The following is a 21,150-nucleotide window of genomic DNA, read 5'->3' on the forward strand; positions in this document are numbered from 1 at the left end:
AGTCCTCAGCCTTTATAGGTGTCGCAGAAGGCCTGGGCCTCGGCGACGTCCAGGGTGCCTTCATAGATTGCGCGACCGGTGATCGCACCGATGATGCCCGGCGCCTTGGCATCGAGCAGCGCCTTGATGTCGCCCAGGTTGTGGATACCGCCGGAGGCGATCACCGGGATTTTCGTGGCGGCGGCCAGGGCGGCGGTGAACGGGACGTTGCAGCCCTGCATCATGCCGTCCTTGGCGATGTCGGTGTAGACAATGGCGGACACGCCGTCGGCTTCGAAACGCTTGGCCAGGTCGATCACCTGCACGCTGCTGACTTCAGCCCAGCCGTCGGTGGCGACGAAACCGTCCTTGGCGTCCAGACCCACGATGACCTTGCCCGGGAAGGCGCGGCAGGCCTCGGCGACGAACTCGGGTTCCTTCACGGCCTTGGTGCCGATGATCACGTAGCTCACGCCGGCCTTGACGTAGTGCTCGATGGTTTCCAGCGAGCGGATGCCGCCGCCGATCTGGATCGGCAGGTTCGGGTAGCGCTTGGCGATGGCCGTGACCACTTCGCCGTTGACCGGCTGGCCTTCGAAGGCGCCGTTGAGGTCAACCAGATGCAGGCGACGGCAGCCGCCCTCCACCCACTTGGCGGCCATGCTCACCGGGTCATCGGAGAACACCGTGGAATCTTCCATCCGGCCCTGGCGCAGACGTACGCATGCGCCGTCCTTGAGATCGATAGCGGGGATAATCAGCATCTGGCAAACCTTCAAATACGAATGTTCAGCTTGGCTCGGGAATCAGTTTTTCTCGAGCGCCCACAAGTCGCTTTCAATGCTTTCGAACCTTTCTTTAAGGTGCGCCTGCACATCGAAAATCGCCCTGTTGTAATAGTGCGGAGCAATTTCGCGGGTAAACAGCTCAAGAATTTCCGCCGCTTCGAACGAACCCAGGTCCAGCTCGAAACGCTCCTCCATGAACCGCTGGATCTTGCGGTTCGCCTCACTCTCCTGTTCGGGCGTGAGGGTGAGGATCGGCGGCTTCTTGCGTGCCATTACCAGCGGCCGTCCCACGCGGCGAAGTTCTGCAACAGTTGCAGGCCATGGGTATGGCTCTTCTCCGGGTGGAACTGCACGGCGAACCGCGAACCTTCGGCCAGGGCGGCGGCGAAATCGACGCCATAGTGACCGCTGCCCACCACCTGCCGCGCGTTGCCGGCGGCGATGTAGTAGCTGTGCACGAAATAGAAACGCGCCAGGTCCGGGATGTCGTGCCACAGCGGATGGTCCACCGTCTGTTTCACTTCGTTCCAGCCCATGTGCGGGACTTTCAGGTGCTCGCCGTCTTCATGCAGGCCCTTGCCAAAGAACTTCACCTGGCCCGGGAACAGCGAGATGCAATCGACACCGTCGTTCTCCTCGCTGTGTTCGAGCAAGGCTTGCATGCCCACGCAGATGCCGAGGAACGGCCGATCCTGGCTGACTTCATGCACCAGCTTGTCGAAGCCCAGGCGACGGATCTCGGCCATGCAATCGCGAATCGCACCGACGCCGGGGAATACCACCCGGTCGGCTTCGCGAATCACATCGGCATCGCTGGTGATCAGCACCTTGCCGGCGCCTACGTGTTCGAGGGCCTTGGCCACCGAGTGCAGGTTGCCCATGCCATAGTCGATAACCGCGACTGTCTGCATTACAGCACGCCCTTGGTAGAAGGCATCTGCCCGGCCATGCGGTCGTCGAGCTCCACGGCCATGCGCAGTGCGCGGCCGAAAGCCTTGAACACGGTTTCGATCTGGTGGTGGGTGTTGTGCCCACGCAGATTGTCGATGTGCAGGGTCACGTTGGCGTGGTTGACGAAGCCCTGGAAGAATTCCTGGAACAGGTCGACGTCGAAGCCGCCGACGGTGGCGCGGGTGTACGGCACGTGCATCTGCAGGCCTGGACGACCGGAGAAGTCGATGACCACGCGCGACAGCGCTTCATCGAGCGGCACGTAGGCGTGGCCGTAGCGACGGATGCCTTTCTTGTCGCCGATGGCTTGGGTGAACGCCTGCCCCAGGGTGATACCGACGTCTTCCACCGTGTGGTGGTCGTCGATGTGCAGGTCGCCCTTGCTGACGATATCCAGGTCGATCAGCCCGTGACGGGCGATCTGGTCCAGCATGTGCTCAAGAAAAGGCACGCCGATATCAAACCGGGCCTTTCCGGTGCCATCCAGGTTGATCGAGGCTTTGATCTGGGTTTCCAGAGTGTCGCGCTCGACAGACGCCTTACGTTCGGCCATCACCAGCTCCGCAAAATCATTGGGCGAAAAAGGCAGCCATTATAGGGGCGCGAGCGGCAAACAGAAACACGCCAGGCGATATCCCTGACGGGTTGTTGCCCGTCCTGTCGGGGTTAGACATGTCCATACAAGTGACGGATACAGCTTTTGCCATCACCCAAAAACCAATGTGGGAGCGAGCCTGCTCGCGATAGCGGTGGGTCAGTCAATGATGATTTGACTGACACGCCCCCATCGAGAGCAGGCTCGCTCCCACAGGGCTCACCCGAAACCGACGGTTCCGGGTGAGCCTTGATATTGGCTTAGTGGAACAACACCGCCGTCTTCTGCAGTGTCACCCACACGCCCCACGCCAACGGAATGCCCACCACCAGCCAGGCGGCGATCGCCAGGGGCTTGGTGCCCGGTGCGGCTTTCCACTCCAGCGAAGTGGTGCTGTCGGCGCCCTTGTCGTGGCCCAGCGCCTGTTCGGCGGCCAATTCGGCGTCGGTCATGAAGTACTTGTCGGCCACCGGGCGGACCAGCAGGTTGCACAGGAAACCCAGCACCAGCAGGCCAGCGAGGATGTACAAGGTGATGTCATAGGCCGCGGCACGTTCAACGCCGATGCTCAGTTGATATTCACGCAGGTAGTTCACCAGCACCGGACCCAGCACGCCCGCCGCCGCCCATGCAGTCAACAGGCGACCGTGGATCGCGCCGACCATTTGCGTACCGAACAGGTCCGCCAGGTAGGCCGGCACGGTGGCGAAGCCGCCGCCGTACATCGACAGGATGATGCAGAACGCCGCCACGAACAGCGCGATGCTGCCCAGGTGGCCCAGGTTCGGGATCAACGCGTACAGGGCAACGCCCAGGGCGAAGAACACGAAATAGGTGTTTTTACGGCCCAGGTAATCCGAGAAGGACGCCCAGAAGAACCGTCCACCGATGTTGAACAGGCTCAACAGGCCGGTGAAGCCGGCCGCGATGGCCGCGATCTGGCCCAGTTGCGCAGCGTCCAGCTGACCGAACGGCAAGTCATTGCCCAGCAGCTTGCCGCCGAACACTTCCTGCAGCAGTGGCGAAGCCATGCCCAGGATGCCGATACCCGCCGATACGTTCAGGCACAGCACCAGCCAGACCAGGCGGAACTGCGGGGTTTTCCAGGCCACGTTCACGTGAACGTGGCGATGGGTGATCATCGCGTTCGCGGTTTTCTTCGGTGCCGGGGTCCAGCCTTCAGGCTTCCAGCCGGTCGGCGGAACGCGGTACGACAAGGCGCCACCGATCATGAACACGAAGTAGATCGCCGCCATGACCAGGAAGCTCTGCCACACGCCCACGCTCGTCGGCGAAGCGAAATGGCTCATCAGCGCTGCAGCCAGTGGAGCACCGACCATCGCGCCGCCACCAAAGCCCATGATCGCCATGCCGGTGGCCATGCCGCGCTTGTCCGGGAACCACTTGATCAGGGTCGACACCGGGGAAATGTAGCCCAGGCCCAGGCCGATACCACCGATCACCCCGGAACCGACCCACATCAGCCAGATCTGGTGGGTGTAGATACCCAGCGCGGAAATCAGCAGGCCACCGCACCAGCACAATGCCGACACGACGCCAGCCTTGCGTGGCCCGGCGTGTTCCAGCCAGCCGCCCCAGATCGCGGCCGAGCAACCCAGGAAGATGAAGAACAGGGTGTAGATCCAGCCGAGCATCGAGATCGGCCAGTCACATTGGGACGAGAAGACTTGCGAGATGAAGCTCATGTCCGGCGCGCAGGCCACAGGCTTGCTGATACCCAAGGCCTTGGACAGTGGCAGCCAGAACACCGAGAAGCCATAGGCCATGCCGATGCACAGGTGAATGGCCAACGCGGCCGGTGGAACCAGCCAGCGGTTGAAACCGGGCTTGGCGATGATGCGTTCCTTGGAGAGGAACGCAGGCTGATCGGCGATGCCGTCCGCCGTGATGCTCGTGCTCATGGTGTATCCCCCAATTATTAGAATGGTTCGCCAGCCGCGCATCACCCTCAGCCTCATTGCACGCAAGCGCAGCTGTATTTTCCGGTGAAGCTCCATTTTAGTGCGACATCACGTCGCAGAAAGACGGGCGAACCAGCAAAGATTACCATTTGCGCGTGACAGAAAAACCAAAGTGATATCACCTTTTTTCTGTCATTCGTCTTATCGCGCCACGGCTCGCTTTGCGCAAAGGGCCAACCGTTTGCTTTCAGGATTGCCGGGGGATGGGGATAAATCCGCTCGCCACGGGTCTATGTGCGACAGGTCTGCCAGAAGCACGATCGCCCAACGCGTCACCAATTCAGGGCGTTATACTCGCAGGCAAAATCTTGAACTCAACCTACAAGGATTCGCCCATGAAAGCGTTCGGCAAAATCCTGGGTCTGGTACTTCTCGGGCTGTTGCTGATCATTGTGGCCCTGGGCTTCGCCCTGACCCACCTCTTCGATCCCAACGACTACAAGGAAGAGATCCGCCAGATAGCCCGCGACAAGGCCCACATTGAGCTGACCCTCAATGGCGACATCGGTTGGAGCCTGTTTCCCTGGCTGGGCCTGGAGTTGCACGAGGCCAGCGTCGCTACCCTGGCCAATCCGACACAGCCTTTCGCCGACTTGCAGATGCTCGGCCTTTCGGTTCGGGTAATGCCGCTGCTGCGCCGGGAAGTGCAGATGAGCGATGTGCGGGTCGAAGGCTTGAACCTGCGCCTTAGCCGCGACAAGAACGGCCACGGCAACTGGGAAGACATCGGCAAGGTTGCCGCCCCGGCGACCACCGCGAACGCACCGGCACCGGCCGGACAACCGGCACCGCCCAGCACCACTCCAACGGAAAAACCGGCCCAGCCGACCCGTCTGGATATCGACAGCCTGACCGTGAACAATGCCCGGGTCGAATACACCGACGAGCAGACCGGCAAGCTGCTGACCGCCGAAAGCATCCAGTTGAGCACCGGCCCGGTCCACGACTCCACCAATATCCCGGTCACCCTCACCGCATTTCTCTCCAGCAACCAACCGGCCGTGCGCATCCGCACCGAAGTCACCGGCGAACTGCGCTTCGAACGCGCCTTGCAACGCTACAAGTTCGAAGACCTGAAGTTGTCCGGTGAAGTCACCGGCGATCCATTGCAGGGCAAGGCCCTGAACTTCAACGCCCAGGGCCAGCTGTTCCTGGACAGGGCGGCGAACGTGGCCGAGTGGACCGGCATCAAGCTGTCCCTCAATCAGTTGCGCGCCTTGGGCGAGCTGAAGGTCAATGACCTCGACAAGACGCCGCAGTTGAACGGCGGCGTGTCGATTGCCCAGTTCGACCTGGCCAACTTTGTCGACAGCATCGGCCAGAAACTGCCGGCCATGGCCGAAGGCAGCCTGGGCAAGGTGGAACTGGTCAGCCGCATCGCCGCCACACCGACCAGCGTCGACTTCAACGACATCAACCTGAAGGTCGATGACAGCAGCTTCAGCGGGCGTATCGCCGTGGAGGACTTCGCCAAGCAGTCCCTGCGTGCGCAGCTCAAGGCCGACACCTTCAACGTCGATCGCTACCTGCCGCCCAAATCCGCCGAGACCAACAGCGCCAAGGCCGCCCGCGAGGCGGAAGTCAGCGATACCGAAGCCAGTGCCATGGCCGGCGCCGGCAGCACACCGCTGCCGAACGCGCCCACCCAGGGCGCATGGAGCAACGATCGGCTGTTTCCAGTGGAGCGCCTGGGCAAACTGGACCTGGATGCCGACCTGACCTTTGGCCAGCTAACCCTGGACAAACTGCCGATCCAGAACGCCGCGCTCAAGGCCACCGGCCAGGGCGGCCTGCTGACCCTGGAAAACCTGCGGGGCGACTTGTACGGCGGCAACTTCGAAGCCAAGGGCACGCTGGACGTGCGCCAAGCCACGCCGCAATTGAGCCTGCAAACCCGCATCAACCGGGTACCGGCCGACAAGATCCTCGAAAGCCAGGGCAAGACGCCGCCGGTCAAGGGCCTGGTGACGCTCAACAGCGCCATCACCGCCACCGGCAACAGTCAGAAGGCCCTGATCGACAGCCTCAACGGCAATGCCGGGTTCGTCATCAACGACGGCATGTTGCTAAACGCCAACCTCGAACAGCAACTGTGCAAAGGCATCGCCACCCTGAACCGCAAGGCCCTCAGCGGCGAACCGCGGGGCAAGGACACGCCGTTCCAGCAACTCAACGGCAACCTCACCTTCCACAATGGCGTGGCCAACAACCCGGACCTGAAAGTGCGCATCCCCGGCATGACCGTCAACGGCAACGGCGACATCGACCTGCGCGTGCTGGGCATGGACTACCGTGTCGGCGTCATCGTCGAAGGCGACAAGAGCGACATGCCCGACCCGGCCTGCCAGGTCAACGAGCGCTATGTCGACATCGAATGGCCGTTGCGCTGCCGTGGCCCGCTGGAGCTGGGAGCGAAGGCCTGTCGCCTGGACAACGACGGGATGGGCAAGGTTGCGGCGAAACTGGCCGGCGAACGCCTCAGTGACAAGATCGATGAGAAGCTCGGCGACAAGGTCAGTCCCGAACTCAAGGATGCGCTCAAGGGACTGTTCAAGCGATGAAAGCCGAGCAGTTCTCTACCGCCGTACTCGATTGGTTCGACCGTCACGGACGTCATGACCTGCCCTGGCAGCAAGGCATCACCCCGTACCGGGTGTGGGTGTCGGAAATCATGTTGCAGCAGACCCAGGTCAGCACCGTGCTCAATTACTTCGACAGGTTCATGGCCTCGCTGCCGACCGTGCAGGCCCTGGCCGCCGCGCCGGAGGACGAAGTGCTGCACTTGTGGACCGGGCTGGGCTACTACACCCGTGCGCGCAACCTGCAGAAAACCGCGAAGATCGTCGTCGAGCAGTACGGCGGCGAATTCCCCCGGGATGTGGAGAAGCTGACGGAGTTGCCGGGGATCGGCCTGTCCACCGCCGGCGCCATTGCCAGCATCAGCATGGGCCTGCGGGCACCGATCCTCGATGGCAACGTCAAGCGGGTACTGGCGCGCTTCACCGCCCAAGAGGGTTATCCGGGCGAACCGAAAGTGACGAAACAGCTGTGGGCCACTGCCGAGCGCTTCACGCCCCAGGACCGCGTCAACGCCTACACCCAGGCGATGATGGACCTGGGCGCCACGCTCTGCACGCGCAGCAAGCCCAGCTGCCTGCTGTGCCCGCTGGAAAAAGGCTGCGAAGCCCACATGCTGGGCCTGGAGACCCGCTACCCGATCCCCAAGCCGCGCAAAGAAACGCCCAAGAAGCGCACCTTGATGCCGATGCTGGCCAACGGCGAAGGCGCGATCCTGCTTTATCGTCGCCCCTCCACCGGGCTGTGGGGCGGTTTGTGGAGCCTGCCGGAGCTCGACGACCTCGACGACCTCCAGCACCTGGCCGTGCAACATTCCCTGGAACTGGGCCGGCAACAGCAAATGCCAAGCCTGGTCCACACCTTCAGTCACTTCCAATTGGCAATCGAGCCCTGGCTGGTCCAGGTCCGGGAAACCGGCCATTTCGTGGCCGAGGCCGATTGGCTCTGGTATAACCTCGCCACCCCGCCGCGCCTGGGCCTCGCCGCCCCGGTCAAGACCTTGCTCGAACGCGCGGCCGCCGTATTGAACGCAGGAGAGTTGCAATGACCCGCACCGTGATGTGCCGCAAGTACAAAGAACAACTGGACGGCCTGGAACGCGCACCCTTCCCGGGCGCCAAGGGCCAGGACATCTACGACCACGTCTCGGCCAAGGCCTGGGGCGACTGGCAGAAACACCAGACCCTGCTGATCAACGAAAAACGCCTGAACATGATGAACGCCGAGGACCGCAAATACATCCAGGGCGAGATGGACAAGTTCTTTTCCGGCGAGGAATACGCCAAGGCCGAAGGCTACGTGCCGCCGTCCGAATAAGCCTTCAAAAGCGGGGGCGAATCGTAAGCGACGGTAATAATTAAATTTTTTTTGAAAACTTGCTTGACGCCCCCCTGAAAAACCCGTTTAATGCGCCCCGTTGCCCAGATAGCTCAGTCGGTAGAGCAGGGGATTGAAAATCCCCGTGTCGGCGGTTCGATTCCGTCTCTGGGCACCAAATACCGAAAACCCCGATCAAGCGATTGATCGGGGTTTTTTATTGCCTGTGATTTCCCTCTCTTCTTGCCAGCCCTTCTGGCGAACATCAAAACCTTAGCCTTGCATATGTGTTGCGACCCATTGCCGGCTTCGGTCCCTCTCGCCATGAGCGACTACGCTCTACCTCAGCGCGGATCAGATGGCCCCACCCATCCATGATCAAATTTGCGTCCTACGCAGAATCTGCGTAATACTGCCCCCAACAACTAACCCTCGCGACCGGTGTGGCCTGACCATCTGGTTGGAGGGGGAAAAAGCCGGCGCAAGCCGGTTTTTTCGTTTCTGGAGCATGAGATATGCAGGGATCGCCTGAGCCTGGACCTCTGCGCACCCGTGTCTACATCGACGGCTACAATTTCTACTACGGCTGCCTGAAGGGAACCGCCTACAAATGGCTCGACCTGCTGTCACTTTTTGAAAAACACGTCTTGCCATCGGTACTGGTCAGGGACAGCAATAACCTCGTCAGACAATCAGCCCTGCTTGCCCGCCCCTCGATAAAATTCTTTACAGCCAAAATCATCGAAACCGTGGCGCGGGCACCGGATTCTGTCTCATCTCAAGCCCGTTATCACACGGCCCTGCGCAAGCTGTACAACGATCGCATCGATTTGGTGGAGGGCTACTATGCAGTCAACCGGATGAAGGTGAAAGTGGTCGACGCTCACCACCCTGATCGCGCCCCACGTGAATGCGAAGAAATCCTGGCCTGGAAAATCGAGGAAAAGCAGAGCGACGTGAACATGTCCCTACAGGCGTATCACGACGCAATTACAGGGGCGATTGATCACGCTGTTTTCGTCACGAACGACACTGACATCGCCCCAGCCTTGCAGATGATTCGTCAATACACTCCCGTCAGGATTGGCGTCGTTATCCCCACGACCAACCACGAGCGAATTCCCAATACCGAGCTAGCCGAAACGGCCCATTGGGTGCGCACGCACATAACCCACAAGGAGCTGGCAGCCTGCCAACTACCCAGGGTAATTCCCGGACGAAAGGCAACGGTGAAACCAGAATCCTGGTACGCGCGCCCCGATCTATTGCAACAGGTTCTCGACCGGGCTATCCCCGTCCGAGGGGATCGCGGCAAGGCATTCAAATGGATGGAGCAACCGAATATTCACCTGGATGGCCTACGCCCCATTGATCTGGTCGAAACAGAGAACGGTACTCAACAGGTACTGGACTACATACATGACTGGCTTACCCACCAAGCCAAACACCAAGGTGGGACGTAGGCCGTGCAAGGATCAGGAAGACAGCTGGCACCGTCTCAGCTACATTCGCCACTCCCAACAGCCCCAACAAGCGAGTCGACATGGACATCACCGGCATCCCCTTCGGCACCACTGACTGGTCCAGCATCGAGCCCACCGAGCACAAAGGTGTCACCGGAACCGCTTATTGGCGCACCCGGCAGTTCGGGAACATCCGCGTGCGGATGGTGGAATACACGGCGGGGTACCTGGCCGATCACTGGTGCACCAAGGGCCACATCCTGCTTTGCCTGGCGGGTGAGTTGCACACCGAGCTGGAGGATGGGCGGCAGTTCGTGCTCAAGCCCGGCATGAGCTATCAAGTCGCCGACCAGGCTGAACCTCATCGCTCCTCCACCGCACAAGGCGCAACCTTGTTCGTGGTGGATTGAGATTCGAAGCGTTCGCTTCGAGGCTGTAGGATAGGCAGCCTTATTCACATCAGGAATCCGAGCCATGTCATCGGCCAACAAGCAGCACAAGCGCAGCCAGCGCGCCAAGGTGAAAGCCAAGAAGAATCGGATTCAACGGGCCGCCGCGCCGGATCACTTCCTCGACCCGAACGATGAACGCATTGACCTGGAAACCGTCGATCTGTCGGAACTGTTCAACCTCATGGAAGCGGCTGAAAAAATCAGCCAACAGGCCATGTGCGCAGCCTTCCTGGGGCATCCGCTGTTGGAACTGGTGCTGGAACAGGAAGGTGAAGAAGAAGCCACGGACTTCATCATCACCGCCCTGATCGAGTACCGCCAGCTGACCAAGGGTGTCGATGAGCAGACGGCGCTGGACTGGGTCGAAAGCCCGCAATTCCAAACCGATTACGTCGCTGCATCCAAGCTACTGACACAAGGTCCGGCCTGACCCTTGCCCCGCCAAGCACCGGGGTGCGAGGGTGCTCGCAATGGATGACACCCTCCTGAGATAACTCCTACAAGCCACGGACAACCAAGATGGGGCGTCCTTCAACCCCGTCCTGCGCCAATCGGTGGGGTTTCCCTCCCCACAATCAGCCCCGTCCTGCATCATCACAGCGTCGCCTGGAACATCCTTTTCATCCGCCCCTTCCATGGCTGGATACTCGATGCTTCCAACCTTGCCTCAAGACGACCCACGACTCTCGCCCTTGACCAATGAATTCGGCGAACTGATCCGCCAGGCACGCCAGAAGGCGCTGCGCGCCGTCGATACGCTCCAGGTACAGACCTGCTGGCAGATCGGGCGACATATCATCGAGCTCGAAAAGGGAAGCGCCAAACGGGCGGTTTACGGGACGCGGCTGTTGCCATCGCTGGCGAAAGTACTGACCGCGAGATTTGGGAAGGGGTTTGACGAGCACAACCTGCGACACATGCGCGACTTTTATCAGAAATTCCCAATTTGGGGCGCACTGCGTACAGAATTGAGCTGGGCCCATTACCGCACGCTTTTGCGTGTAGAACACGACAAGGCCCGTCGTTGGTACATGAACGAAGTGGCCAGCCAAAACTGGTCCACCCGCGCCCTCGAACGCCAGATCGGCACCTTCTACTACGAACGCCTGCTGGCCAGCCGAGACCGACCGGCCGTGCAGCAGGAGGCCGTTGCCATGCTAAGGGAAATGGAGCCCGGCCCAAGGGATCTCAACTGGGACCCAATGGTTTTGGAGTTCCTTGGACTACCCAGCGCCGATACTTTGCTGGCGGTCGACCGGGAACAGGCACAGCCAGCCCCACGGCGTTAAACTGCGAGCTGTCTCTCTAACAAACCGGAAACCGAAGCCCAATGGCCTCACTGAACAAACAGCAGAAACGCGCCAAGCGCGCCAAAGACAAAGCCAAGCAAATCCGCATGCACGGTCGCAAAGACCTGCCCATGTATGGCGACCCGGCCTACGCCACCGCCCAGCCGCCGGTCTACGTGCTGGAGCTTTTCGCCAAGCTGCGTGAGGCCGAGGCCGTTGGCCGCAACGAGTTGCTCGACACGCTGCTGTCTTCCATGAGCGTGATGATCAGCGAACGTCCAGGGCTGCTCGACCTGAAGAATGCTGACAACGAAAGCATGGCCGCCACCAACCTCGCGGCGGACATGCTGGTGGATTACCGCATGTGGGCCGACAACATGGACCGCGAGACGGCGCAGCGCTGGCTCAGTACCCCGGAATTTATCGAGGACTTCAGCGCAGCACTGGACCGTTATCGCCAAGCCACCGAAGAATCTGCCGGCGAGTAAGCGGATCGGCTATTCGCCGCCGTTCCAATGAAACACCAGGTTGCGCGCGGCGCCGCTGCCCACATCGGCGTTGTCACGGCGCTCTTCGCCGTTGCGCGTAGCTCGTACGGTGTATTTGCCGGGTGGCAGCTGCACATAAACCAGCGGCCCGGCTTCATCCAGCGTCAACACCGTTTGCCCCGACGCGCTCTGGACAGTGACATTCACATCCGGGATGAATTTGTTGTCCACCCCGACCGAGAACATCATGTGCAGGTTATAGCCCTTTGACTGCTCGATGGCCTGGGCTTCATCCACCCCGATACCGCCGGAAAGATAGGTAATGCCGTTCTGTTGGACCGGCTGGACCTGGACTCCGGCACTGTCTATCGGGGCCGGGGCGACGCTGGTGGCGTTGAGCATGACGGGAAACAACAGAACGCCGACGGCGATGAAGGGCAACACAAAATAACGAATGAGTTTCATGGCGAGGACTCCCACGTCTGGCAAACAACTGCGCAATGGGTACTCTTTTGATCACGATTTGACCTCTACGTTTAGATCAATTTGGCGCACAAAGACCTCGAAACCGCACGAGCCCCTTCAAGCCGGCACGGATAATCGGGGCTAGACGGTTACAGTGATTGAACCGACAGACTTTGCTTACGGCAACGCTCATCCGGTTAACCCTTCCAACCCCCGCCCAAAGCTGGCACCATCGCGCCTTTTTTTACGCGGCTCCCCGGGCTTTTCATCGGTAGACAGGGTTCAAACGGCCGTTCGGTTGTTGATGGCGCGACAGACTGCTGTGCCGATGCGACAACTTGTCACACATCGCGGGCTTGCCGCCTGTAGCGCTGTTGGCTGCCATTGGGACGCATGCTAGCTTGGCCGCCCTCGCGTAGGGTTTGTACAAAAAGTCGCCGAGCGGCGATCAGGCAAGGCGAAAACAGGCGAGGAAGCGGAGTTGACTGATTGTCAATGAGCATTCCGAGCCTGTTTTCAACGCAGCATGATCGTCGCGCAGGCACTTTTCGTACAAAGCCTAGGAAGGCAGCCAACAGCAAGGGAGCACACACATGAGGACCACACATGGCCCAGGCCACGCCCGCGCTTGAAATCCGCAACCTGCACAAACGCTACGGACAGCTGGAGGTGCTCAAGGGCGTCTCGCTGACCGCCCGTGACGGCGATGTGATCTCGATCCTGGGCTCCTCCGGTTCCGGCAAATCGACATTCCTGCGCTGCATCAACCTGCTGGAAAACCCCAACCAGGGCCAGATCCTGGTGGCCGGCGAAGAGCTCAAGCTCAAGGCCGCGAAAAACGGTGAACTGGTGGCCGCCGACGGCAAGCAGATCAACCGCATGCGCAGCGAAATCGGTTTTGTGTTTCAAAACTTCAACCTTTGGCCGCACATGAGCGTGCTCGATAACGTCATCGAAGCCCCGCGTCGGGTGCTCGGCCAGAGCAAGGCCGAAGCCATCGAAGTGGCCGAAGCCCTGCTGGCCAAGGTTGGCATCGCCGACAAGCGCCACGCCTACCCAAGCGAACTCTCTGGCGGCCAGCAGCAACGCGCGGCAATCGCCCGCACGCTGGCGATGCAACCCAAAGTGATTCTCTTCGACGAGCCCACCTCGGCCCTTGACCCGGAAATGGTCCAGGAAGTACTTAGTGTGATCCGCGCCCTGGCCGAAGAAGGCCGCACCATGTTGCTGGTGACCCACGAGATGGGCTTTGCCCGCCAGGTTTCCAGCGAGGTGGTGTTCCTTCATCAAGGCCTGGTCGAGGAGCAAGGATCGCCACAGCAGGTCTTCGAGAACCCGCTTTCGGCGCGCTGCAAACAATTCATGTCCAGCAACCGCTAACGGAGCAGTACACATGCACAGCTACAAGAAATTCCTCCTGGCCGCAGCCGCCAGCCTGGTCTTCTCGGCGAGCGCCATGGCGGCCGATAAACTGAAGATGGGCATCGAAGCGGCTTACCCACCGTTCAACAACAAAGACGCCAGCGGCAACGTGGTCGGCTTCGACAAAGACATCGGCGACGCCCTGTGCGCCAAGATGAAGGTCGAATGCGAAGTGGTCACCTCCGACTGGGACGGCATCATCCCGGCGTTGAACGCCAAGAAGTTCGACTTCCTGATCTCCTCGCTGTCGATCACCGACGAACGCAAACAGGCGGTGGACTTCACCGACCCGTACTACTCCAACAAACTGCAATTCATCGCCGCGAAGAACGTCGAGTTCAAAACCGATAAAGACTCGCTCAAGGGCAAGGTCATCGGCGCCCAACGCGCAACCCTGGCCGGCACCTGGCTGGAAGACGAACTGGGCAGCGACGTCACCGCCAAGCTCTACGACACCCAGGAAAACGCCTACCTGGACCTGACCTCCGGTCGCGTCGACGCGATCCTGGCGGACAAGTACGTGAACTACGACTGGCTGAAAACCGATGCCGGCCGCGCTTACGAATTCAAGGGCGACCCCGTGGTGGAAAGCGACAAGATCGGCATCGCCGTGCGCAAGGGTGACCCGCTGCGCGACAAGCTGAATGCCGCACTGAAAGAAATCGTTGCCGACGGCACCTATAAAAAGATCAACGACAAGTACTTCCCGTTCAACATCTATTGATGCTGACGTGCCTGGCCGACGCCGCTCCACACGGCGTCGGCCCTTAGCAAAGCCTGCCATGAACCCACACCCATGATGATCGATCTCTACGGATTCGGCCCGGCGCTCGCCGCCGGCGCGCTGATGACCGTCAAACTCGCCCTGCTGGCGCTGTGCCTGGGGCTGCTGCTCGGCCTGCTCGGTGCCTTGGCCAAGACCTCGCCATACAAGCCCCTGCAATGGCTGGGTGGCACCTATTCGACACTGGTACGCGGCGTCCCGGAACTGCTCTGGGTGCTGCTGATCTACTTCGGCAGCGTCAACCTGATGCGTGCCCTGGGCGAATACTTCGGCAACCCCGACCTGGCCCTCAGCGCCTTCGCCGCCGGCGTCATCGCCCTGGGCTTGTGCTTCGGCGCCTACGCCACGGAAGTGTTTCGGGGCGCGATCCTGGCGATCCCCAAGGGCCACCGTGAAGCCGGCGTCGCCCTGGGCCTGTCCAAAGGGCGGATCTTCACCCGCTTGATCCTGCCGCAGATGTGGCGAATCGCCCTGCCCGGCCTGGGCAACCTGTTCATGATCCTGATGAAGGACACGGCGCTGGTCTCGGTGATCGGCCTGGAAGAAATCATGCGCCACGCGCAAATCGGCGTGACCGTGTCCAAACAACCGTTCACCTTCTACATGGTCGCAGCGTTCATGTACCTGGGCCTGACCGTGCTCGCCATGACCGGCATGCACCTGCTGGAACGACGCGCCGCCCGCGGCTTTGCCAGGAGCACCCAATGAACTGGGACGTCATCATCAAGTGGCTGCCGAAGCTGACCCAAGGCGCGAGCCTGACCCTGGAGCTCGTCGCCATCGCCGTGCTCGCCGGCCTGCTGCTGGCGATTCCACTGGGCATCGCCCGCTCGTCACGCCTGTGGTACGTGCGGGCCCTGCCCTACGCCTACATCTTCTTTTTCCGTGGCACGCCGCTGCTGGTGCAACTGTTCCTGGTCTACTACGGCCTGGCGCAGTTCGATGCCGTGCGCGGCAGCGCGTTGTGGCCGTACCTGCGGGACCCGTTCTGGTGCGCCACCGCCACCATGACCCTGCACACCGCGGCGTACATTGCCGAGATCCTGCGCGGCGCCATCCAGGCCATCCCACGGGGCGAGATCGAAGCCGCGCGGGCCCTGGGCATGTCGCGGCCCAAGGCGCTGTTCTACATCATCTTGCCGCGCGCCGCGCGCATCGGCCTGCCGGCCTACAGCAACGAAGTGATCCTGATGCTCAAGGCCAGCGCCCTGGCGAGCACCGTGACCCTGCTGGAACTGACCGGCATGGCCCGCACCATCATTGCCCGGACCTACCTGCCGGTGGAGATCTTCTTCGCGGCCGGCCTGTTCTACCTGCTGATGGCCTTCGTGCTGGTGCAAGGCTTCAAGCAGTTGGAGCGCTGGTTGCGCGTCGATGCCTGCCAAGGGCGCTGACAGCGGCGTGCTGACGGGCGAAGCATTGCTCGCCCGCTTCACGGCGCTGGATGCCTTTCTCACGGCCCACCAAGCGCTTTGGCGACCGCGGCCGTTCACCCATCTGCAACTGCCATGGGAAACGTCCTACCCGGAATTGGCCCAATGGCTACGCGGGCGTTCACTGGCGGACGCGGAAAACGACCACCATCAACCTGGGTTGATTGAGGACGCACCAGCCCCCTTCCCTGAACTGGCCGCTTTTTCCCGCCGGTTGAGTGCTGTCGCAGAGCTGCCGACAAGCATGCTCGAAGCACCCGCCCACCGCCTCAACGTCGACGTGCCCGGCCGTAAATGGCAACAAATAGAAGCCTTCGCCAGCCGCCTGCACTTCAACACCGAACCGGCCCACTGGCTGGACTGGTGCGCCGGCAAAGGCCACCTCGGTCGACGCCTGCTGCACGGCGAGCAACAACTGACCTGCCTGGAATACGACCCGACCCTGGTCGCCAGCGGCCAGCAACTGAGCCAGCGCCATCACCTGCCCGCCACGCACCTGCGCCAAGACGTGCTGGCGCAAGACGCAGCCCAGGCAATCCGCGCCGAACACACACCGGTCGCCCTGCACGCCTGCGGCGACCTGCATGTACAGTTGATCCAACTGGCGAGCGCCGCCGGCTGCGGGCAAATGGCAATTGCGCCCTGCTGCTACAACCGCATCAGGGCTGAACACTACCAACCGCTGTCCGACGCCGCCAAAGGCTCCGCCCTACAGCTTTCGCTCGACGACCTGAGCCTGCCCCTGACCGAAACCGTCACCGCCGGCGCGCGCGTCAGAAAGCAACGGGACCAGTCCATGGCTCGCCGCCTGGGCTTCGATCTGCTGCAACGGCAACTCCGAGGGTGCGACGACTACCTGCCCACCCCTTCGTTGCCCAGCGCCTGGCTGGAAAAAACCTTCGCCCAGTACTGCACCGACCTGGCAGCCCTGAAAGACTTATCCACAGTCGGAACGCCCGATTGGACCGCACTGGAAGCCGCCGGCCAGCAACGCCTGGCCGAAGTGCGCAACCTGGAACTGGTGCGCGGCCTCTTCCGCCGCCCGCTGGAGCTTTGGCTGGTGCTGGACCGCGCACTCCTCCTCAGCCAGAAAGGCTACGCCGTGCGCCTCGGCACCTTCTGCGAAACACCCCTGACCCCACGCAACCTGATGCTGCTGGCAGAACGCGACCCAGCACAAAAAACCTGTGGATAACTCTGTTGATGAAATAAAGCTGGATCCAATAAAACCGTGTTTTTCTGGCCGATCGCAGCCTGGTCATTTTTTGTTCACATGGATAAAAAACCATGAAAACAGGCAGTTGCAACGAAACGATACGGCGGTCACAAAATCGCAGGATCTGAGCCAAGGTGGCCTTCCCGTTGTGCATAAGCGCTCAAGCAAAACGACATAACCAGCGAGTCCAGCGCGGCCAAACTCCTCTCATCCAAACAACCGCATCCGCCATCCCCAGGACAACGCATAACCCGCCGCACCACGCCCGAGCCGGACACGCGCAAAAATAGTCAGAATTCAGGGGTTTACAGAACCCACCCAATCGCTATAATCGTCGCCCACACGCCGGTATAGCTCAGATGGTAGAGCAACTGACTTGTAATCAGTAGGTCCCGGGTTCGATTCCTGGTGCCGGCACCATACAAGACGAAGCCCTCGCAGAAATGCGGGGGCTTTGTTGTTTATGGGCTTCAGAAATCCGGCTATGACTGAGCAACCTCCATGGATCTCGTCTTAGCTCCTCACCTGCCCCACAGTCCGGCTACAGACCTACCCGTTACAATTTCACCTCAGCGTGACGTTGACGAATTGCTCCAGCGACTTAGACTGCCCCTAATACACCCGCCAAGCCTAGGTTGACCTCGTCAGCAAGCTCAAATCGTGCGGGTTTTTCTTTGCCTCCAGAAGTGCCTGGGGGCCTTCAACAAACCGGTCCTTAACGCAGAACAACAATTTGAGTCGCTGAGGTTTGCACGTCTGAAAATAAGTCTGTCCCCGTTTTCCCCTTGTTTCTGGGGTGTTCATTTGGCCGTGGTGATCATTCTGAAACTCCACAGGAAGGCTTGATCGGATCAGGCGTGGGTTTTGGGATGGCTCACGGCTTCTTCCCCGCCTTTCTTCGATGGAACAGCTTTCTCGATCTGGCTTCTCATGGTTACTGAGGGGGCATTCGGCCTTTGAATATAGATTCGTCCCCATTGTTTAAAAACCGCCCTAAGACCAATGGACACCATTGCGCCTAGAGGCCGCTAGACTTCATAGTCTCCCCCCCCCGAAAATTCGGAGCACACATCAAGTGCGGTGTTGTGTTTATCGCGCCGCATGAGCCAAAATGACATCATCCAGCGACGGAGCGCTGTCAGCACCTTGAGGCTCAACCTCGACAGTTGCAGCTTCAATCTCCGGACGATATCCCCTTGAGATCTGTACAGCAGGAGAGCGTACGTGCTGAGCGACGAAGACAAGCAGTTGTCAATTGTGATTTTTGAACTGATCAAAAAATCAGCAAATCAACAGGTCGTCCGTGATTTCCTAAAAACCAAGGGTGTCGCAACATCCGGCAATTGGGATGAGCTTTATGCCAAACGTATTGAACCAGGATTAACCCAGCAAAGATTTTCTGTCGCTGATTTAAGGGGGCTACTCCAAACTGTAGAAGAGTTTGGTCGGCAACATACTTTCCTTTTTAACTGCACACCAGATCGCGCCCAAGGACTAATGAACCCCAATAGGGTTAGAACTATCGCGCAGGAGGAAGGACTACAAGATTTGCTTGATACGCCTCTCGACATCGATCTGCCCGGCAGCCCCACTATAGTAGATATTCGTTTATACCAGCCAGACCCTAAGCTGACTCCTGCAAGCCTCACAATTAAAGTCGTGGAAAAACGTATAACAAAAACTTTCGAATCTGAGTCGGTGGACCACGCAGCAGGAACCATTACCAAGAAATACAATTTTACAGAAAAACGCGCGGTTAATATTGCCACTTTGAATCACGAAGGTTTGTTGGAGCTTCGGATCGCATCCCAGGACAACTCTACCAAATATAATGAACTTGTACGCGACCTGTTCCTAAAAATCAGAAAGTTTATTCCTGTTGACGGCTTTGCCGGTGTATCTCTCAGCTCTGCGAAAGATAAAATCCTCAAAGATCGAAAAAATCTTTCGACAGATTTTCGATATAGCACATCCACTGCGGTAAACGACCTTGGCGCAGTGATGCAGATCTCATCATCGTCCCAAGACGACAACCTTTCGTCTGATGACGGCTCAATGGCCGCTATCGACAGCTTCCTCGCTAGTGACGGTCATGTGACGGGGGCTAATGTTTACGCTAAAATCCACGGATCGGACCCTGTGCGCGAGGTTCACTTGCTGCTCAGTGGCGATATTAATGAATTCGCAGTTCCAGTAGCATGCTCCGCAGAGGATTATTCTTATGTACGCGGAAAAGTTATCTCCCTTAATACGTAAATTCCCGCAGGACGCGGAAGCCTTGCGTAGAATGGAAAGATATTTGAGTGACTTTGAAATTCGGCGTGCTAATCAGGTGGCCTCAATCCGGCTAAATCCAAATAGAATGTTTGACATTCTTCAAGCTGGAAGCAACTCTCGGCTAGCGCGAGTAATCTCCATACTGATCGAGGGAAAAGTATTCCGCCGTCAGTTATTAGTACGTTTGCCTGGAGGTAACGGCGTGACATTCCCCTCCTACTCAGACTTGCCAAAAATCGTAAGAGACCCCGCGAGAGATATTGAGGTCGAGGTATCACAAGAAAATATTGAGGCAACTTATATTTTGGTGACCAATGAACCAAGCTAAAATATTTGAACACTTCAACAAAGCTTGGGACAGCAGCAAACCGGAAAGAAGGATTGAACACCTTCAATCAATCCGAGAAATGATTCCCGACGAATTTAAAGAGTACTTTGACGGGTTACTGGATGCAAAGCTCCATGGTGTTCAAGACAACCCACTGGCAACCGTTGTTCTTCTCGTTCATGGCATTCAAACTGATGGTGCTTGGCAGAATCTCGTTGAGCGGGAACTTAGCAGTCTGCCTAACACTAATATTCACGGCCTTGGATACCACTTTGTTTCGGGCCTACAATTATTTTCTCCAGTTCGTGGAACTCCGATCAACAAAGTAACCCAAGATATTCGAGACGCTAAATCACTCGAGCCAAATGCGCAATTAATGATCATTGCACATAGTTTCGGAAGCTATATACTAAGCCAAATATTATCCAAATGCTCTGACATACGTTTCTCTCGGATAATCTTGTGCGGCTGTATTATTCCTACCACGTTCCCGTGGGGCTTATACACAAAAGAAATGTCAAAAAAATCCATAATTAATGATGTTGGAACAAGAGATTTTTATCCTGTCTTGGCAACCTTTACATCATTTGGATATGGAAGCTCAGGAAGAAAAGGATTTCAAACCCCACTTATCAAAGATCGCTATTTCAACTATGGACATAGCGACTTCTTTGAACCACAGAACAATCACATTTCAAAATACTGGAAACCTTTTATTGAGAAAGGTGAAATAGTTGAGTCGGAGTGGGATGTCAGAAAACCGAAACTACCGATAAAAATAAATATGTTCACGCACCCATGGATTGGACGGTCGCTTTTCTATGGAAGCCTAATGTTAGCTGTAGCAATTTCTTACGCAGGAATAAAGCTCTTTCTAGGTTAGATTAACCAGGCATTTAAAATGTCTGGACGACCAAACTCATTCTCGCTCAGGAGGTGACGCCCGGAACGCTAGAGCGGGCTATTTAATGGTGGGCAGGAAACTTATTCTATTGGTAGACAGCGCAAGTAATCCGTCCTACCTTTGCGCATAGTCAGATTGGTAGCGGTTACCCGCTACCCCCTTCTAATTGTGACTCAGTATTTCCGCGCAAAATTTGATTTAACTACGCTTGAGATATAGCTGTTTAATCCGCGCCCTGCAACAGCAAGTCGCTGCAATTCTCTAACCATTACTGGGCCGGGTCGAATGGAGTCGTATACGTAATTCCTATAACTTCCTGAGCCAAATTGCACCGTAATCGCCCCTTGGCTCAACTCATATGCCACAACATTTGACTGACCACTGAGATTTCTATAACGCTCCATGTTTCTCACCTGCAGTATGCTAGCAAGTCGCCAGCA

At 58.6% G+C, this 21,150-nt stretch carries 20 protein-coding genes, 2 tRNA genes and 1 pseudogene; 17 read left to right on the forward strand and 6 right to left on the reverse strand.

The features are described 5' to 3' along the window. Positions 1-5: 5 nt before the first annotated feature. The 5 genes from hisA to ACODSJ_RS01720 all read right to left on the reverse strand — a co-directional run bounded on the left by hisA (position 6) and on the right by ACODSJ_RS01720 (position 4,235). Positions 6-743 carry a 1-(5-phosphoribosyl)-5-[(5-phosphoribosylamino)methylideneamino]imidazole-4-carboxamide isomerase gene (gene hisA / locus ACODSJ_RS01700; protein WP_128323312.1) on the reverse strand — a complete coding sequence of 246 codons (738 nt, stop codon included), beginning with the start codon at positions 741-743 and terminating at the stop codon, positions 6-8. Between the two features lie 42 nt (positions 744-785). Continuing rightward, positions 786-1,040 carry a DUF2164 domain-containing protein gene (locus ACODSJ_RS01705; protein ID WP_042728153.1) on the reverse strand — a complete coding sequence of 85 codons (255 nt, stop codon included), beginning with the start codon at positions 1,038-1,040 and terminating at the stop codon, positions 786-788. Then, positions 1,040-1,678, reverse strand: a complete 639-nt coding sequence (gene hisH / locus ACODSJ_RS01710; RefSeq protein WP_489100080.1) for an imidazole glycerol phosphate synthase subunit HisH — start codon at positions 1,676-1,678, stop codon at positions 1,040-1,042. The genes ACODSJ_RS01705 and hisH overlap by 1 nt, the downstream gene beginning before the upstream one ends. After that, a complete protein-coding gene (gene hisB, locus ACODSJ_RS01715; protein ID WP_024778052.1) occupies positions 1,678-2,271 on the reverse strand; it encodes an imidazoleglycerol-phosphate dehydratase HisB in 594 nt (197 codons plus the stop codon). The genes hisH and hisB overlap by 1 nt, the downstream gene beginning before the upstream one ends. 302 nt (positions 2,272-2,573) lie before the next feature. After that, positions 2,574-4,235 (reverse strand): OFA family MFS transporter, encoded by a 1,662-nt coding sequence (locus ACODSJ_RS01720; RefSeq protein WP_489100081.1) that lies wholly within the window; start codon positions 4,233-4,235, stop codon positions 2,574-2,576. Positions 4,236-4,630: 395 nt separating this feature from the next. On the opposite strand from ACODSJ_RS01720, the gene ACODSJ_RS01725 reads away from it, so the two are divergent. The 9 genes and pseudogenes from ACODSJ_RS01725 to ACODSJ_RS01765 all read left to right on the forward strand — a co-directional run bounded on the left by ACODSJ_RS01725 (position 4,631) and on the right by ACODSJ_RS01765 (position 11,881). After that, on the forward strand, positions 4,631-6,856 hold the full coding sequence (locus tag ACODSJ_RS01725; protein ID WP_489100082.1) for an AsmA family protein: 2,226 nt from the start codon (positions 4,631-4,633) through the stop codon (positions 6,854-6,856). After that, positions 6,853-7,920: an A/G-specific adenine glycosylase gene (gene mutY, locus ACODSJ_RS01730; protein ID WP_489100083.1), complete on the forward strand. Its 1,068-nt coding sequence runs from the start codon at positions 6,853-6,855 to the stop codon at positions 7,918-7,920. The genes ACODSJ_RS01725 and mutY overlap by 4 nt, the downstream gene beginning before the upstream one ends. Further along, entirely contained in the window at positions 7,917-8,189 is a 273-nt protein-coding gene (locus tag ACODSJ_RS01735; RefSeq protein WP_260962072.1) for an oxidative damage protection protein, read from the forward strand. Before mutY ends, ACODSJ_RS01735 begins: the two co-directional genes overlap by 4 nt. A gap of 102 nt (positions 8,190-8,291) precedes the next feature. Continuing rightward, positions 8,292-8,367, forward strand: a tRNA-Phe gene (locus ACODSJ_RS01740). 337 nt (positions 8,368-8,704) lie between these two features. Then, positions 8,705-9,652: an antitoxin Xre/MbcA/ParS toxin-binding domain-containing protein gene (locus ACODSJ_RS01745; RefSeq protein ID WP_489100084.1), complete on the forward strand. Its 948-nt coding sequence runs from the start codon at positions 8,705-8,707 to the stop codon at positions 9,650-9,652. A gap of 80 nt (positions 9,653-9,732) precedes the next feature. Further along, entirely contained in the window at positions 9,733-10,062 is a 330-nt protein-coding gene (locus tag ACODSJ_RS01750) for a DHCW motif cupin fold protein (protein ID WP_489100085.1), read from the forward strand. A 64-nt stretch (positions 10,063-10,126) separates the two neighbouring features. Then, positions 10,127-10,534: a hypothetical protein gene (locus ACODSJ_RS01755; RefSeq protein ID WP_489100086.1), complete on the forward strand. Its 408-nt coding sequence runs from the start codon at positions 10,127-10,129 to the stop codon at positions 10,532-10,534. Positions 10,535-10,754: 220 nt separating this feature from the next. Further along, positions 10,755-11,372 (forward strand): annotated as a pseudogene (locus ACODSJ_RS01760) (DUF1016 N-terminal domain-containing protein); the annotation flags it as partial. 62 nt (positions 11,373-11,434) lie between these two features. Further along, the gene (locus tag ACODSJ_RS01765) at positions 11,435-11,881 is read left to right on the forward strand and encodes a hypothetical protein (protein WP_489100087.1); all 447 of its coding nucleotides are present in this window, start codon (positions 11,435-11,437) and stop codon (positions 11,879-11,881) included. Positions 11,882-11,890: 9 nt separating this feature from the next. On the opposite strand, the gene ACODSJ_RS01770 is transcribed toward ACODSJ_RS01765, so the two are convergent. Next, on the reverse strand, positions 11,891-12,346 hold the full coding sequence (locus tag ACODSJ_RS01770) for a carboxypeptidase-like regulatory domain-containing protein (RefSeq protein ID WP_489100088.1): 456 nt from the start codon (positions 12,344-12,346) through the stop codon (positions 11,891-11,893). 606 nt (positions 12,347-12,952) lie between these two features. Between ACODSJ_RS01770 and ACODSJ_RS01775 the strand changes: the two genes are divergently transcribed. The 8 genes from ACODSJ_RS01775 (at position 12,953) to ACODSJ_RS01810 (ending at position 20,689) form a co-directional block, all read left to right on the forward strand. Then, on the forward strand, positions 12,953-13,726 hold the full coding sequence (locus ACODSJ_RS01775; protein WP_489100089.1) for an ABC transporter ATP-binding protein: 774 nt from the start codon (positions 12,953-12,955) through the stop codon (positions 13,724-13,726). Between the two features lie 13 nt (positions 13,727-13,739). Then, positions 13,740-14,492 carry an ABC transporter substrate-binding protein gene (locus tag ACODSJ_RS01780; protein WP_489100090.1) on the forward strand — a complete coding sequence of 251 codons (753 nt, stop codon included), beginning with the start codon at positions 13,740-13,742 and terminating at the stop codon, positions 14,490-14,492. 72 nt (positions 14,493-14,564) lie between these two features. Then, entirely contained in the window at positions 14,565-15,260 is a 696-nt protein-coding gene (locus ACODSJ_RS01785) for an ABC transporter permease (RefSeq protein ID WP_489100091.1), read from the forward strand. Further along, the gene (locus ACODSJ_RS01790) at positions 15,257-15,946 is read left to right on the forward strand and encodes an ABC transporter permease (RefSeq protein ID WP_489100092.1); all 690 of its coding nucleotides are present in this window, start codon (positions 15,257-15,259) and stop codon (positions 15,944-15,946) included. The genes ACODSJ_RS01785 and ACODSJ_RS01790 overlap by 4 nt, the downstream gene beginning before the upstream one ends. Beyond that, complete coding sequence (locus ACODSJ_RS01795) at positions 15,927-17,180, forward strand: methyltransferase (protein ID WP_489100093.1); 1,254 nt, start codon at positions 15,927-15,929, stop codon at positions 17,178-17,180. Before ACODSJ_RS01790 ends, ACODSJ_RS01795 begins: the two co-directional genes overlap by 20 nt. Before the next feature lie 365 nt (positions 17,181-17,545). Continuing rightward, positions 17,546-17,621 (forward strand) — tRNA-Thr (locus ACODSJ_RS01800). An 804-nt stretch (positions 17,622-18,425) separates the two neighbouring features. Then, a complete protein-coding gene (locus ACODSJ_RS01805; RefSeq protein ID WP_489100094.1) occupies positions 18,426-19,457 on the forward strand; it encodes a hypothetical protein in 1,032 nt (343 codons plus the stop codon). A gap of 335 nt (positions 19,458-19,792) precedes the next feature. Then, positions 19,793-20,689 carry an alpha/beta fold hydrolase gene (locus tag ACODSJ_RS01810; RefSeq protein WP_489100095.1) on the forward strand — a complete coding sequence of 299 codons (897 nt, stop codon included), beginning with the start codon at positions 19,793-19,795 and terminating at the stop codon, positions 20,687-20,689. Positions 20,690-21,150 lie beyond the last annotated feature (461 nt).

Source organism: Pseudomonas sp. FG6 (assembly GCF_057809015.1).

Excerpts from the sequence above, each read along its gene's own strand:
- ACODSJ_RS01725 (WP_489100082.1), top strand. The coding sequence starts at position 4,631 with ATGAAAGCGTTCGGCAAAATCCTGGGTCTGGTACTTCTCGGGCTGTTG.
- ACODSJ_RS01775 (WP_489100089.1), top strand. The coding sequence starts at position 12,953 with ATGGCCCAGGCCACGCCCGCGCTTGAAATCCGCAACCTGCACAAACGC.
- ACODSJ_RS01755 (WP_489100086.1), top strand. The coding sequence starts at position 10,127 with ATGTCATCGGCCAACAAGCAGCACAAGCGCAGCCAGCGCGCCAAGGTG.
- ACODSJ_RS01745 (WP_489100084.1), top strand. The coding sequence starts at position 8,705 with ATGCAGGGATCGCCTGAGCCTGGACCTCTGCGCACCCGTGTCTACATC.
- ACODSJ_RS01810 (WP_489100095.1), top strand. The coding sequence starts at position 19,793 with ATGAACCAAGCTAAAATATTTGAACACTTCAACAAAGCTTGGGACAGC.
- ACODSJ_RS01780 (WP_489100090.1), top strand. The coding sequence starts at position 13,740 with ATGCACAGCTACAAGAAATTCCTCCTGGCCGCAGCCGCCAGCCTGGTC.
- ACODSJ_RS01750 (WP_489100085.1), top strand. The coding sequence starts at position 9,733 with ATGGACATCACCGGCATCCCCTTCGGCACCACTGACTGGTCCAGCATC.
- ACODSJ_RS01720 (WP_489100081.1), bottom strand. The coding sequence starts at position 4,235 with ATGAGCACGAGCATCACGGCGGACGGCATCGCCGATCAGCCTGCGTTC.
- ACODSJ_RS01705 (WP_042728153.1), bottom strand. The coding sequence starts at position 1,040 with ATGGCACGCAAGAAGCCGCCGATCCTCACCCTCACGCCCGAACAGGAG.
- mutY (WP_489100083.1), top strand. The coding sequence starts at position 6,853 with ATGAAAGCCGAGCAGTTCTCTACCGCCGTACTCGATTGGTTCGACCGT.
- ACODSJ_RS01795 (WP_489100093.1), top strand. The coding sequence starts at position 15,927 with ATGCCTGCCAAGGGCGCTGACAGCGGCGTGCTGACGGGCGAAGCATTG.
- hisH (WP_489100080.1), bottom strand. The coding sequence starts at position 1,678 with ATGCAGACAGTCGCGGTTATCGACTATGGCATGGGCAACCTGCACTCG.
- ACODSJ_RS01785 (WP_489100091.1), top strand. The coding sequence starts at position 14,565 with ATGATGATCGATCTCTACGGATTCGGCCCGGCGCTCGCCGCCGGCGCG.
- hisB (WP_024778052.1), bottom strand. The coding sequence starts at position 2,271 with ATGGCCGAACGTAAGGCGTCTGTCGAGCGCGACACTCTGGAAACCCAG.
- ACODSJ_RS01790 (WP_489100092.1), top strand. The coding sequence starts at position 15,257 with ATGAACTGGGACGTCATCATCAAGTGGCTGCCGAAGCTGACCCAAGGC.
- ACODSJ_RS01770 (WP_489100088.1), bottom strand. The coding sequence starts at position 12,346 with ATGAAACTCATTCGTTATTTTGTGTTGCCCTTCATCGCCGTCGGCGTT.
- ACODSJ_RS01735 (WP_260962072.1), top strand. The coding sequence starts at position 7,917 with ATGACCCGCACCGTGATGTGCCGCAAGTACAAAGAACAACTGGACGGC.
- ACODSJ_RS01765 (WP_489100087.1), top strand. The coding sequence starts at position 11,435 with ATGGCCTCACTGAACAAACAGCAGAAACGCGCCAAGCGCGCCAAAGAC.
- hisA (WP_128323312.1), bottom strand. The coding sequence starts at position 743 with ATGCTGATTATCCCCGCTATCGATCTCAAGGACGGCGCATGCGTACGT.